Genomic DNA, 13,032 nt, shown 5'->3' with positions numbered 1-13,032 from the left:
GTGTTATTTATGAATTTCCTTCATTTCTTCGTGCATATTTGCGGCGTTTTGAGTAATTTTTTCAAGGTCGTTTCTTTCCTCAACCTTATCGACAAGTGATGATGCCATAGGAACGTCCGCCTCACGGCTTGCCTGATATTTATATGCAAGTTTCAAAAGTATCGGTGTAACGATGGTTGTTGCAACAACGACAAGTACAAGCGGTGCGAAAAATTCGTCTTTCATAAGTCCCATTGACATACCCTTTGTGGCAACGATAAGTGCAACTTCACCTCTTGAAATCATACCGATACCGATTTTAACAGATTGAAGATTTGTGTATTTGCATATCTTGGCACCAAGTCCGCAACCAATCATCTTTGAAAGAATTGCAACTACAAGCAATAATACGGTAAGCACTACAACCGTTGCAGACATATTGCTGAATGTTACTTTAAGACCGACGCTTGCAAAGAATACCGGTGAAAGAAGAACGTATGAAACCGTATCGAAACGGTTTAGCATATACGAAGTTTTTTTGTTGTTTGAAAGGATAAGACCTGCAACGAAAGCACCTGTAATATCACTTACACCGAAGAAATATTCGGCGGCGAATGACATAAGCAAACAGAATGCAAATGCAAGAATTACGAAACGTCTTAAATCCTTTTTGTATTTGTTAATCCATGGATTGACAAACTTGATGAAAAGAAATGCCACAACTCCGCAGAATATGAAGAAACCGAGTATCTTCAGAAGTATTACCCACAGAGAAACGTCACTGCCGGCAAAGCTTGAAATAACAGTAAGTGCAATAATACCGAGTACGTCATCTATAAGTGCCGCACCCAAGATTGCGTTACCTGTTTTTGTCGAAAGTTTGCCGAGTTCTTTAAGTGTTTCAACTGTGATACTGACAGATGTTGCGGTTAGAACGACACCGACAAATATGTTTTGCAGCATTGTCTGTTGGTCGGTTATCGGGTTGTAGATCGTGGCTACAAAGTATCCGCCGACAAGCGGTACGATAACGCCGAGCAGAGCGATTATAAACGACGCAAGACCTGTCTTTTTCAGTTCCTGAACGTCTGTTTCAAGACCGGCTGCGAACATAAGTACGATAACACCGATTTCGGCAATGTTCTTGATAAAATCGGTTTCCTGCAAAACTCCGAAACAGGCAGGACCTAAAAGAAGTCCGGCGATAAGAGCACCGACTACCTGTGGCAGTTGGATACGTCTTGTTAAAAGTCCGAGGATTTTTGTACTTATCAAAATAAGTGCAATGTCGAGTAAATATTTGTAAGATTCCATTGTTGTTGCCTCCTATATAAATAAGTATTAATTTTTTAAATCTAAGAATTAATTTTACTCCTATAAGTGCATTTTATCAAGACAGCAAAAAAAACAAAAATAATAAAATTTTTTGTCTATTTTTCTACTTTTAGGACAGACGGTGTGAATTTGATTAAAATATAATTGCAATTAGGCGTGAAGTGGTATATAATATAAATATGCTGCAGACAAAACCGTTGCAGTTTTGTCTGCTTTATTTTGTTGACAGGCTCAGCATTAAAAATAACAGAGTAGATTCGTGTGCGTGAAGTGCGGAGTGAACGGGGAGTTGTCACTTTGACGAAAAGCCTTAGGCTTGCGGTATACGGATTGCATCCCGCTGATTTACGGTAGAAAATATTATTTAAGCTCCCTATGGCAAGGGAGTTTTTTCTTTTTAACGGGACGGCTTTGTCTGAAAGGATATGAAGTTGATGAATTACAAAGAGGCAAGAGAGTACATAAAAAAAGCCTCGCAATATGGGATTGTTCCGGGATTGGATAATATATCAAATCTCTGCGATAAACTCGGTAATCCGCAGAATGAACTTGAGGTTATTCACATCGCCGGCACTAACGGTAAAGGAAGTGTAGGTGCTTTTGTCGAACAGATTTTGATTGAGTCCGGCAAGAAAGTCGGACGATATGTTTCACCGTCGGTTTTTGATTATCTTGAACAGTTTCGTATAAATGCAGAAAATATGAGTGAGGACAGATATGCTTATTATATAAGCCGTATCAGTGAAGTTGCGGACAAAATGACTCCGCACCCTACACCTTTTGAAATGGAAACGGCGGCGGCATTTTTGTATTTTAAAGAAGAACAATGTGATGTTGTTTTGATTGAAGTCGGTATGGGCGGACGTGAGGACGCAACCAATATTATTCCGAAAAGTCTTGTATCGGTGATAACTCCGATAAGTATGGACCATATGAAATTCCTCGGCAACACGCTGGAAGAAATCGCATATCAAAAGTCGGGTATTATAAAAAATAACGGACTTGTAGTTACGGCAAAACAGGAAAATTGTGTGATGAATGTCATAGAAAACGAGTGCTGTGAAAAAAATGCACGGCTTATAAAAGCCGACAATGTGACGGAATATGAAATATCGCTTGACGGTGAATATCAACGCGAAAATGCCGCCGTTGCGGAAGAAGTGTGCAGGCATATTGACGGTGTGAGCGAAAATGATATAAAGAATGGTTTAATAAATACGGTATGGCACGGCAGGTTTGAAAAAATATGCGATAAACCGGAATTTATAATTGACGGCGCACATAATATTGACGGCGCGAAAAGGCTCAAAGAAAGTATCGAAAAGTATTACGGCAATCGAAAAATCGTGTATATAACAGGTGTGTTTGCGGATAAGGCATACAAGCAAATTGCTGAAATAACCGCACCGCTTGCACAGAAGATATACACGATTACACCGAACAATCCGCGAGCGTTATCAAACGAAAAATATGCAAGTGCAATAAGTGAATATAATCAAAATGTTGAGGCGGTAAGCTTTGATACAGCACTTAAATTGTGCCTTAATATGACGGACTGCGTTGTTATTGCGTTCGGTTCATTGTCGTTTTTGGGTGAATTGAAAAGAAAAACGGACGACATAATAAGTATGCGAAAATGCAACAATATTTTGAAGAATAAAAATTTTCGTGACATTCTGTCAAAAATCAATTCTGCCGAAAAGGACAGAATTTACTGCAATCACGGAATTGACCATCTTTTAGACGTTGCAAGAAGTGCGTATATTTTGAATTTGGAAAACGGACTTAACATACCGAAAGAGATTATATACGGTACGGCTTTACTGCACGATATAGGACGGTATGAGCAATATAAAAACGGCACAAATCATCACAAAGCAGGCGGTGAAATTGCGAAAAAAATACTTTGTGAATGTGGGTTTGCAAGTGATGAGATTGAATATATGGTTGAAGCGGTAAGGGCGCATAGGAAAATACCCGAAAAAGCGGAAACACTCGGCGATATTATTGCGATTGCGGATAAGAGAACACGTTTGTGTATGATGTGCAACGCAATAGATACCTGCAAGTGGAGCGAAAATGAGAAAAATACAGATATAGTGTTGTAAGGGGGATAAAAATGATAATAGGAAACAAGGAATTCGGAAATCATACATATGTAATGGGTATATTGAATGTGACGCCTGATTCATTTTCGGACGGAGGTAAGTTTAATAATATTGACAGTGCTTTAAAGCATACCGAACAGCTTATAAATGACGGTGCGGATGTAATTGATGTCGGCGGTGAATCGACAAGACCGAATTATACAAAAATCAGTGATGAAGAAGAAATTGAAAGAGTTGTGCCTGTAATAGAAAAAATCAAGGCTGATTTTGATGTGCCCGTTTCGATAGACACATATAAAAGCAAGGTAGCCGCGGCGGCTGTCGGAGCAGGCGCGGATCTTGTAAATGATATATGGGGATTGAAATACGATAAGAATATGGCGGAAGTGATTGCAAAATCGGGTGCGGCGTGTTGTCTTATGCACAACAGAGAAAGAGCAGAATATAATTCCTTTGTGGAGGACGTACTTGACGACCTTAGAGAAACAATAGCCATTGCGAAAAAAGCGGGTATTGCTGACGATAAAATAATACTTGACCCCGGTGTGGGTTTTGCGAAGTCGTATGAACAAAATCTTATTATAACGAATAACGTAGACAGACTTAACGAACTCGGCTACCCTGTTTTGCTCGGTACGTCAAGAAAGTCAATGATAGGCTTGACGCTCGATTTGCCGTCAGACCAAAGAGTTGAGGGGACTGTTGCAACATCGGTTATAGGAGTTATGAAAGGCTGCAGATTTGTAAGGGTACACGATGTGCTTGAAAACAAACGTGCGATACTTATGACCGAGGCAATAATAAACAGCTGATAAAAGGAGCGGAAAATGGACAAAATATCTATCAGAGGACTTGAAGTTTTTGCAAATCACGGTGTTTTCAAAGAAGAAAACGTACTCGGACAAAAATTTATCGTGAATGCGGAGCTTGTGTGTGACACAAGAATTGCGGGCAAAGAGGATAATCTTGAAAAATCGGTGAATTATGCAGAAGTGTGCAATCTTATTACCAAAGTAATGAGAAACAACACATTTAAGCTTATTGAGGCGGCGGCGGAAGATATTGCCGAGAAAATATTGCTTGAATACGATTTAATAAGAGAAGTAACAATAACATTAAAAAAACCTTGGGCGCCGATTATGATGAGTGTTGATACTGTGGAAGTGAGCATAACGAGAAAATGGCACAGGGCATATATTGCACTCGGTTCAAATATGGGTGACAGCAAAGGTCACCTTGACGGTGCTGTCAAAGAACTTGACGCGGATAAGTGTTGCAAAGTGAAAAAAGTGTCGGAGTTTATCGTGACAGAGCCTGTCGGCGGTGTTGAACAGGACGATTTTTTAAACGGCTGTCTTGAACTTGAAACGCTTTACACACCGTATGAATTGCTTGATTTTTTGCATAAAATCGAACAGGCACATAATAGAGAACGCATTGTTCATTGGGGACCGAGAACACTTGATTTGGATATTATTCTTTATGACGATGTTGTTATGTACGAGGACGATTTAATCATACCTCATATCGAAATGGAAAACAGAGAATTTGTTTTAAAACCGCTTTGTGAGATAGCGCCTTATATAAAAAATCCCGTAAATGGAAAATCAATAAAACAACTTTTAAGTGAAATTCAAAAATAAATAATTTTGTACAAAATATTTTTATACTTTTTATGCAAAATAATACGATATGTCACTTGAAAAATATCGTTACTTATGATATATTTGTAATGTAAATGTAAAATAAGGTCGTAGACGGACGAAAACCGTCAAAGAGAGAGAGAAAATTTAATACATATCCAGTAAGAAGGAGAATTACAATGACAAACAACTTTATAAGTAACGAAACACCGATAGTCGGCAAGCTTAGTATCATAAGTATGAAAGGCTGTGAAGGCATAACGGCTAAGATTGATGAATATCTTAGAGCTTTTAGAGGTTATGAGGATACAGAAACTTATGTTACTCATGTAACTTGTCCGAGATTTGGTACAGGCGAAGGAAAATGCGTTATCGATGAAACTGTAAGAGGTCATGACGTGTATATCATATGCGACGTGTTCAATTACGGTGTTACCTATAAAATGTACGGAGTTGAAAATCATATGAGTCCTGATGACCACTATCAGGATTTGAAACGTGTTATTGCTGCAATGGGCGGTAAGGCAAGACGTGTTACTGTCGTAATGCCTATGCTTTACGAGGGCAGACAGCACAGAAGAAACGGTCGTGAATCACTTGATGCGGCACTTATGCTGCAAGAGCTTGTTCATATGGGCGTGTCAAATATCATTACATTTGACGCACACGATCCGAGAATTTCAAATGCAATTCCACTTGCAGGTTTTGATGATGTTCAAGCGACATATCAGATGATAAAGGCACTTGTCAGAGCTGTTCCTGATATATCACTAAACAAAAAAGATACTATTGTAATCTCTCCTGATGAAGGCGGTATGTCAAGATGTATGTACTATTCATCAGTGCTAAAACTTGACCTTGGTATGTTCTATAAAAGACGTGATTACTCTGTAATCGTAAACGGCAAAAACCCTATTGAGGCTCACGAATATTTGGGACGTGACGTAAACGGTAAGGACGTTATTATCGTTGACGATATGATTTCATCGGGTGAATCTGTAATTGACGTTGCAAATAACCTTAAAAAGCAGGGTGCAAAGAGAATATTCGTATTTGCGTCATTCGGTCTTTTCTGTAACGGTCTTGAGTGCTTTGATAAAGCGGCGGCAGACGGTATTGTTGATAAGATTTTCACAACAAACTTGATTTACAGAAATCCTGACCTTGCAACTCGTGAATGGTACTGTGAAGTTGATATGTCAAAATATATCTCACTTCTTATCGATACTCTTAACCATGATGAAACTATATCAAGTCTTCTTAACCCTGTTACAAAGATTAAGAATCTTGTCAGTAAACTTGAAAATAAATAGGAGATAATTATGCAGTGTGTGTTGTTGGCGGCAGGCTATGCCACAAGATTGTATCCGCTTACGGAAAATATGCCTAAGGCACTTTTAAAACTCGGTGACAAGACTATTTTGGAAATGGTTACGGATAAAATTGACGAGGTTAGCGACGTCGAAAATATCTACATTGTGACTAACGAAAAGTTTTATAAGCAGTTTGAAAAGTGGTGCGAAAGCTATAAAGGTCCGAAAAAAGTTAAGGTTATTAACGACCATACAACGAGTAATGATAACAGACTCGGCGCAATCGGTGACTTGAAGTACGTTATTGATACGGAAAATATCAATGACGAAATTCTTGTTATGGCAAGCGATAATATATTTGATTTTTCGCTTTGCGATTTTGTGGATATGTACCGCAGTAAAAACGCTGATATGATTTGTGCGCATACGATTGAGAATAAAGAAGATTTACATTCTATGGGTGTTGTTGAACTTGACGATGACGGCAAGGTGACAAGTTTTGAAGAAAAGCCGAAACAGCCTAAATCGGATTTGGGTGTACCGCCGTTTTATCTGTATAAACGCGATACACTACCTCTTATAGATAAATATTTAAAAGAGGGCAATAATCCCGACGCACCGGGACATTTTATACCGTGGCTTATCGGTAAAAACGATGTGTACGCATATGTGTTTGACGCAGTTCGCATTGACATCGGTACACCGGAAAGCTATTATGACGCTTGTGAAAAGCAGAGAAAAGGTACATTGTTTAATAACTAAAACCAAAGGGCAGTTTAAAAACTGTCCTTTTTACTTGCAATCAAAGATGAGGGAAACCTCATCTTTTTTTTGTGTTCACAAATTGTTAAAAAACTAAATACAAAATATTCATTGACAAAAGAAACAATGTGAGTATAATAATAGATGAAAGGTCAAAGAAAGTCAAAGTCAAAGAGGTGATTGAAAAATGGGTATGAGTGATAAGATAGAAGCTTTCATAAACGAACTTCTCAAAGACGATACGGACGAATGGTTGGAGCTTAAACGAAACGAACTTGCTTCAATATTCGGATGTGTTCCGTCACAAATTAATTACGTTATTTCAACAAGGTTTAATCCCGACCACGGTTACATCGTCGAATCAAGACGAGGCGGCGGAGGTTATTTGAGGATTAAACAGGTAAAGCACGAAGATGGTATCATAATGCAGACCATCAAAGCCGTAGGCGAAAGCCTTGACGAGAAAACCGCTAAATCATATTTGGCAAACTTAATCAGGCACAACGCTCTTGATGAAAGAACAGCCTCAATTATATTCAGCGGAATATGCGACAATTCTTTGACTGTTAATCAACCGCAAAAAGACAAAGTAAGAGCAAATATATTTAAGAATATGCTTGCTATGGCAGGTAAATAAGGAGGATGATTGGAATGTATGATTTATTTTCAGATTTGTTTGATGGGTTTGATTGGTTTATGCAGCCGACAACTTATAAAGAGGAAAAGAAGTGTCCCGTTTGCGGACGTACTTATTCCGATTTCAGACGAGATGGCAAGCTTGGGTGCAGTGAATGTTACAAAGTGTTCAGAGGTCCTGTAACCGAAACATTACGACAAATTCATCCGAGTACCGTTCATGTCGGTAAGATACCGTCAAAGTCAGGCGAAGAACTTAAATTAAAGAGAAAGTACGAAACACTAAAGCAAGAACTTTCGGCGGCGGTTAAAAATGAGGATTACGAAACAGCCGCAAAACTTCATAAACAGATTCGTGAAATAGAAAATGAGGTGAAAAAGTCATGATTTGGTATAAAAATAATAATTCGGACATAGTTGTTTCAACAAGAATACGTCTTGCGAGAAATGTTGATAAAACACCGTTCCCGAATGCCCTAAAGGACACAAAGGAAGTAACAGAAAAAATTAAAAACGCTGTTTTGGGCGGTAATTCGACATTGGCAAAGGATTTTGACTTTATTGACCTTGATAATACACCGCTTATCAGAAAACAGGAGCTTGCCGAAGAACATCTTATAAGTCCTGTTATGTGCGAGGGCAAAGGTAAGTCGGTTATGATAAGCAAAGACCGGACAATGAGCATTATGCTTATGGAGGAGGACCATATCAGACTGCAAATCATAAAAGACGGCTTTGCACTTGACGAGGCTTACTCACTTGCAAGCAAGGTTGATGATGTAATCGAAGAAAATATCACATATGCTTTTGATAATGATTTCGGTTACTTGACAGCTTGCCCTACAAATACAGGTACAGGTATGAGAGCGTCGGTAATGATGCACTTGCCTGCACTTACAATGACCGAGAATATCAACAGAGTTATTTCTTCGGCAGGCAGTCTTGGCATTGAAGTAAGAGGTCTTTACGGTGAGGGTACAAAGGCATACGGTAATTTGTATCAGATTTCAAACAGAATTACTTTGGGACTTTCCGAAAGTCAGGTAATCGAAAAATTGACTAATGTGGTTAATCAGATTGTCGATATGGAAACAAAAGCAAGAAATATGCTTAAAGAAAAAAATTATGACGTCATTGCGGACAGATTGTTCCGCTCATACGGTACACTTAAATATGCACGAAGTGTGTCGTCATCAGAGGCGAAATCACTTTTGTCCGATGTAATGCTTGGACAAAGTTTGGGTATAATTCCAAAGGAAAGCAAAATTGCACCGCTTGAATGTATGGTGCTTTCAGAGCCGGCGCTTGTGTGTGACGGTAAGGAATTATCACCGAATGAACGTGATAAAAAACGTGCAGAATTAATAAGAAACAATATCTAAATAACAAATAACACATAGAAGAAAAGGAGTTGATTATTATGTTATTCTCAAATTTCACAGAAAAAGCAAGAATTGCGATTAGCGAGGCTCACGATGCGGCTGCGGAAATGGGTCATAACTATATTGGCAGTGAACATCTTCTTATGGGACTTATTCGAGAGGGTAGCGGAGTGGCTGCTAAAGTGCTTGAGAAAAACGGCGTAACCGCCGAAAAGGTTAAAGATAAAATAAACGAATATATCGGTATCGGAGTTTCTCTCCCACAGCAGACCGAACTTCCGCTTACACCGCGTTCAAAACGTATTTTGGAAATGAGTGCTCTTGAAGCAAGACGTTTGAACCACAGTTATATCGGTACAGAACACTTGTTAATGGCTATCATTCGTGACGGTGACGGAGTTGCCGCAAAAATTCTTGAATCGCTTGGTGTTAATTTGCCGAATTTCTATACGGATACAGTCCGTTCAATAGAGGGTGACGTTGAAATGGAGTCACAGCCGGGCGGCGAATATCACCCAAATCCAAATTCGTCAACACCGACTCTTGACCAGTTCGGACGTGACTTTACAGCTATTGCAAAAGAGGGTAAATTTGACCCCGTAATCGGCAGAAGTAAGGAAATCGAACGTGTAACTCAGATTTTGTCAAGACGTACAAAGAATAACCCGTGCCTTATAGGTGAACCGGGTGTAGGTAAAACAGCCGTAATTGAGGGACTTGCTCAGAAAATTGCGTCAGGCGACGTTCCTGAACCGTTAAAGACAAAACGTCTTGTATCGGTTGACCTTTCGAGTATGGTTGCCGGTGCAAAATACAGAGGCGAATTTGAAGAACGTTTGAAGAAAGTTGTAAATGAAGTTCTTGCGGCAAAGAATGTAATATTGTTCATTGATGAATTTCATACAATCGTCGGTGCAGGCAGTGCCGAGGGTTCGATGGACGCGTCGAATATCCTAAAGCCGTTCCTTGCAAGAGGTGAATTGCAGCTTATCGGTGCGACAACGCTTAAAGAATATAAGAAATATATCGAAAAAGACGCCGCACTTGAAAGACGTTTTCAACCTGTAACAGTCGGTGAGCCGACAGTCGAAGAAACGGTTGAGATATTGAAAGGTATCCGTGACAAGTACGAGGCACATCACAGCGTAACAATCACGGATGACGCATTGAAAGCCGCCGCAACATTGTCGTCACGTTATATCACAGACAGATTTCTTCCCGATAAGGCAATCGACCTTATTGATGAGGCGGCATCTAAAAAACGTCTTGGTTCACAGACAGAACCCGATGATTTGAAAGAAAAAGAAAAGAAACTTGAAAAATTGCAGTCGGAAAAACAAGAGGCTATAACTGCACAAGACTTTGAAAAAGCCGCAAAAATCCGTGATGAAGAAAAGGTATTGAAAGAAGAAGTCGAAAAACTAAAATCTTCATGGAAAGGTACAGGCTCATCTTCGGGACTTGTTGTAGACGAGGACGATATTGCCGACATCTTGGCAGACTGGACTCATATTCCTGCCGCAAGATTGAAAGAGGAAGAAATGGAGAGATTAAAGAATCTTGAAAATATTCTTCACGCAAGAGTTATCGGTCAGGACGAGGCTGTAAGTGCGGTTGCGAAAGCAATCAAGCGTGGCAGAGCCGGACTTAAAGACCCTAAACGTCCTATCGGTTCATTCCTGTTCTTAGGTCCTACAGGTGTAGGTAAAACAGAACTTTCAAAGACTTTGGCTGAAGCGATGTTTGGCAGTGAAAATGCACTTATCCGTGTAGATATGTCGGAATATATGGAGAAGCACGCCGTATCTAAATTTATCGGTTCGCCTCCGGGATATGTAGGTTTTGAAGAGGGCGGTCAGCTTACTGAAAAAATCAGAAAACACCCTTATTCGGTAATCTTGTTCGATGAAATCGAAAAGGCACATCCTGACGTATTCAACATTATGCTGCAAATTCTTGATGACGGTATTCTTACAGACGCACAGGGCAGAAAAGTAGACTTCAAGAACACTGTTATCATTATGACATCTAACCTTGGTGCAAAAGAAATTCTCGGCAATGTATCATCTAAACTTGGTTTCAAGAAAGACGAGGAAAAGGACAAGAACATCAGTGAACACGACAGTATCAAGAACAAAGTTATGGAAGAAGTTAAACGTGCGTTTAAACCTGAATTCCTTAACAGAATTGACGATATAATCGTATTTGACAGATTGACAGAGGATAACATCAAGGAAATTGCAAAACTTATGCTTAAATCTCTTGAAAAACGTTTGAATGCGAATGAAATCAATGTAACATTTACGGAGAGTGCCGTAAGTAAAATTGCTAAATCGGGCTTTGACCCTGTATACGGTGCAAGACCTTTAAGACGTGCAATTCAAAACGAAATCGAAGATATGCTTTCGGAAGAAATAATTGACGGTAACATTAAGAGCGGTGACAGCATTACTGTAGATGTTGAGGACGATAAGTTTACTGTTAAAAAATAAGACTCAAATAAGGCAGTCACATTTTTGCGACTGCCTTATTTATGCAAAAAAATATAGTTGCTCATTTGAGCAACTATATAAATTTTTGTATTTAATTATGCAGCCGGAGTAGCTGTCGGAGCAGCTGTTTCAGCCGGAGCTTTTGTCGGTGCTACAGTAGCAGATGGGTCTGCGGTAGCATCAGGAGCAACAGTAGCTGTTGGGTCTACAGTAGCCTCAGGAGCAACAGTAGCTGTTGGATCTGCAGTAGCAGTTGGTTCAACTGTTTCGACAGGAGTATCAGTACCGTTTATAACAACTTCAGCTTGGCTGATCTTTAGATCATCACCTTCATATTGTACTGATTTATTTCCTGCATTGTTGACTGAGTCAACAAGAAGTGATGTGTTGTAACCAAGCTTTGTGTTGTATCCGTTTGAAAGTTGGAATGAACCCTTTTCGCCTGTAAGTGACTTAAATGTAAGTTTCATAACAGCACCGTCTGTCTTAACTGCTGTTTCGGCATTAACAGTAACAGATGCGGCTTTTACATAACCGTATGTAAATTCAGGGTTTGCTGCACCGATTGCACCTTCGATTACGTTGTCGCCGTTTACAAGTTCAGCTTTTACGAATTCAAATGCAGTAGGGTCATACTTAACAGTTGCAGTTACGCCTGAAACGAATTTTTCAGTCGGAAGATTTTCTGCGTTTACAGAAAGAACAACTTCTTCATCCTTAGCGGCTGTTAGCTTGTCAGCTGAAAGTGACAATGCAGGAACGCCTGCGTCTGCTGAAGGAGCGTTAGCTGTTGTGATATTGATTGTGTAATCAGCGTCATTCCAGTTGACTTTTGCGTCAAGAGCTTCACTGATTGCTCTTAGAGGAATCATAGTTCTGTCGCTGATTATTTGAGGAGCAACGTCCAAAGTTACGTCATTTTCAGGAGCAACGAAGTCTTGTCCTGACATAAGAGCTCCAAAAACACCGCTTACGTCAAAAACTTTCATTGTACTGTCGTCGATAGTCAATCTGATAAGAGTTTTGTTATCAGAACTTGTAACGTCAACAGTTCTTGTATCTTCTTTCCATTCAACCTTTGCACCCATAGCCTCAAATACGCCTCTTGCAGGAACAAGAGTAGTACCTTCGCCAAGAATTACAGGAGCTTGGTCGTCAAAAAAGATTTGACCTTGGTTCACGAATACAGTAGGAGTTTTATCCTCTGCCATAGCAATACCTGTGCATGAAACTGCAAGTGCAGCTGCAAGAGAAATGCTTAAAATTTGTTTCTTCATAAAAAATACTTCCTTTCATTTTACGAATTTATCAAACATTATAACACAAAAACTCGAAATATACAATAAAATTTTTTAAATTTGTATAGCCATACAATCGAAAAT

Annotated in this window: 11 protein-coding genes and 1 riboswitch; of the genes, 9 read left to right on the top strand and 2 right to left on the bottom strand. The window is 39.4% G+C overall.

Annotated features, from left to right (window positions below; genetic code table 11):
* Positions 1-3: 3 nt before the first annotated feature.
* Positions 4-1,293 carry a cation:proton antiporter gene (locus tag ACSAMO_RS06420; protein ID WP_499210053.1) on the bottom strand — a complete coding sequence of 430 codons (1,290 nt, stop codon included), beginning with the start codon at positions 1,291-1,293 and terminating at the stop codon, positions 4-6.
* Positions 1,294-1,559: 266 nt separating this feature from the next.
* Positions 1,560-1,659, top strand: a riboswitch (THF riboswitch).
* A gap of 89 nt (positions 1,660-1,748) precedes the next feature.
* Between ACSAMO_RS06420 and ACSAMO_RS06415 the strand changes: the two genes are divergently transcribed.
* From ACSAMO_RS06415 to ACSAMO_RS06375, 9 genes are all read left to right on the top strand, one after another.
* Positions 1,749-3,422 (top strand): glutamate ligase domain-containing protein, encoded by a 1,674-nt coding sequence (locus tag ACSAMO_RS06415; RefSeq protein WP_499210052.1) that lies wholly within the window; start codon positions 1,749-1,751, stop codon positions 3,420-3,422.
* A gap of 11 nt (positions 3,423-3,433) precedes the next feature.
* Positions 3,434-4,234 carry a dihydropteroate synthase gene (gene folP / locus ACSAMO_RS06410; RefSeq protein ID WP_308455918.1) on the top strand — a complete coding sequence of 267 codons (801 nt, stop codon included), beginning with the start codon at positions 3,434-3,436 and terminating at the stop codon, positions 4,232-4,234.
* A gap of 15 nt (positions 4,235-4,249) precedes the next feature.
* Positions 4,250-5,065 (top strand): 2-amino-4-hydroxy-6-hydroxymethyldihydropteridine diphosphokinase, encoded by an 816-nt coding sequence (folK, locus tag ACSAMO_RS06405; RefSeq protein WP_499210051.1) that lies wholly within the window; start codon positions 4,250-4,252, stop codon positions 5,063-5,065.
* A 179-nt stretch (positions 5,066-5,244) separates the two neighbouring features.
* Entirely contained in the window at positions 5,245-6,378 is a 1,134-nt protein-coding gene (locus ACSAMO_RS06400) for a ribose-phosphate pyrophosphokinase (protein WP_022231021.1), read from the top strand.
* A 9-nt stretch (positions 6,379-6,387) separates the two neighbouring features.
* Positions 6,388-7,140 (top strand): nucleotidyltransferase family protein, encoded by a 753-nt coding sequence (locus tag ACSAMO_RS06395; protein ID WP_499210050.1) that lies wholly within the window; start codon positions 6,388-6,390, stop codon positions 7,138-7,140.
* 187 nt (positions 7,141-7,327) lie between these two features.
* Positions 7,328-7,777: a CtsR family transcriptional regulator gene (locus tag ACSAMO_RS06390; RefSeq protein WP_117965259.1), complete on the top strand. Its 450-nt coding sequence runs from the start codon at positions 7,328-7,330 to the stop codon at positions 7,775-7,777.
* A gap of 14 nt (positions 7,778-7,791) precedes the next feature.
* Positions 7,792-8,163: a UvrB/UvrC motif-containing protein gene (locus tag ACSAMO_RS06385; protein ID WP_022231024.1), complete on the top strand. Its 372-nt coding sequence runs from the start codon at positions 7,792-7,794 to the stop codon at positions 8,161-8,163.
* Positions 8,160-9,158 carry a protein arginine kinase gene (locus ACSAMO_RS06380; protein ID WP_308455922.1) on the top strand — a complete coding sequence of 333 codons (999 nt, stop codon included), beginning with the start codon at positions 8,160-8,162 and terminating at the stop codon, positions 9,156-9,158. Before ACSAMO_RS06385 ends, ACSAMO_RS06380 begins: the two co-directional genes overlap by 4 nt.
* A 38-nt stretch (positions 9,159-9,196) precedes the next feature.
* Positions 9,197-11,650, top strand: coding sequence for an ATP-dependent Clp protease ATP-binding subunit (locus ACSAMO_RS06375; RefSeq protein ID WP_022231026.1), 2,454 nt, complete (start codon positions 9,197-9,199; stop codon positions 11,648-11,650).
* Positions 11,651-11,745: 95 nt separating this feature from the next.
* On the opposite strand, the gene ACSAMO_RS06370 is transcribed toward ACSAMO_RS06375, so the two are convergent.
* Positions 11,746-12,927 carry a stalk domain-containing protein gene (locus ACSAMO_RS06370; protein ID WP_412275319.1) on the bottom strand — a complete coding sequence of 394 codons (1,182 nt, stop codon included), beginning with the start codon at positions 12,925-12,927 and terminating at the stop codon, positions 11,746-11,748.
* Between the last annotated feature and the right edge of the window lie 105 nt (positions 12,928-13,032).

The sequence above is a fragment of the Ructibacterium sp. SJQ-7 genome (assembly GCF_054696575.1).
The sequence above is the reverse complement of the archived record's forward strand: the minus strand, read 5'-3'. Positions and strand labels throughout refer to the sequence as shown.

Excerpts from the sequence above, each read along its gene's own strand:
- ACSAMO_RS06380 (WP_308455922.1), top strand. The coding sequence starts at position 8,160 with ATGATTTGGTATAAAAATAATAATTCGGACATAGTTGTTTCAACAAGA.
- folK (WP_499210051.1), top strand. The coding sequence starts at position 4,250 with ATGGACAAAATATCTATCAGAGGACTTGAAGTTTTTGCAAATCACGGT.
- folP (WP_308455918.1), top strand. The coding sequence starts at position 3,434 with ATGATAATAGGAAACAAGGAATTCGGAAATCATACATATGTAATGGGT.
- ACSAMO_RS06400 (WP_022231021.1), top strand. The coding sequence starts at position 5,245 with ATGACAAACAACTTTATAAGTAACGAAACACCGATAGTCGGCAAGCTT.
- ACSAMO_RS06375 (WP_022231026.1), top strand. The coding sequence starts at position 9,197 with ATGTTATTCTCAAATTTCACAGAAAAAGCAAGAATTGCGATTAGCGAG.
- ACSAMO_RS06415 (WP_499210052.1), top strand. The coding sequence starts at position 1,749 with ATGAATTACAAAGAGGCAAGAGAGTACATAAAAAAAGCCTCGCAATAT.
- ACSAMO_RS06390 (WP_117965259.1), top strand. The coding sequence starts at position 7,328 with ATGGGTATGAGTGATAAGATAGAAGCTTTCATAAACGAACTTCTCAAA.
- ACSAMO_RS06420 (WP_499210053.1), bottom strand. The coding sequence starts at position 1,293 with ATGGAATCTTACAAATATTTACTCGACATTGCACTTATTTTGATAAGT.
- ACSAMO_RS06370 (WP_412275319.1), bottom strand. The coding sequence starts at position 12,927 with ATGAAGAAACAAATTTTAAGCATTTCTCTTGCAGCTGCACTTGCAGTT.
- ACSAMO_RS06395 (WP_499210050.1), top strand. The coding sequence starts at position 6,388 with ATGCAGTGTGTGTTGTTGGCGGCAGGCTATGCCACAAGATTGTATCCG.
- ACSAMO_RS06385 (WP_022231024.1), top strand. The coding sequence starts at position 7,792 with ATGTATGATTTATTTTCAGATTTGTTTGATGGGTTTGATTGGTTTATG.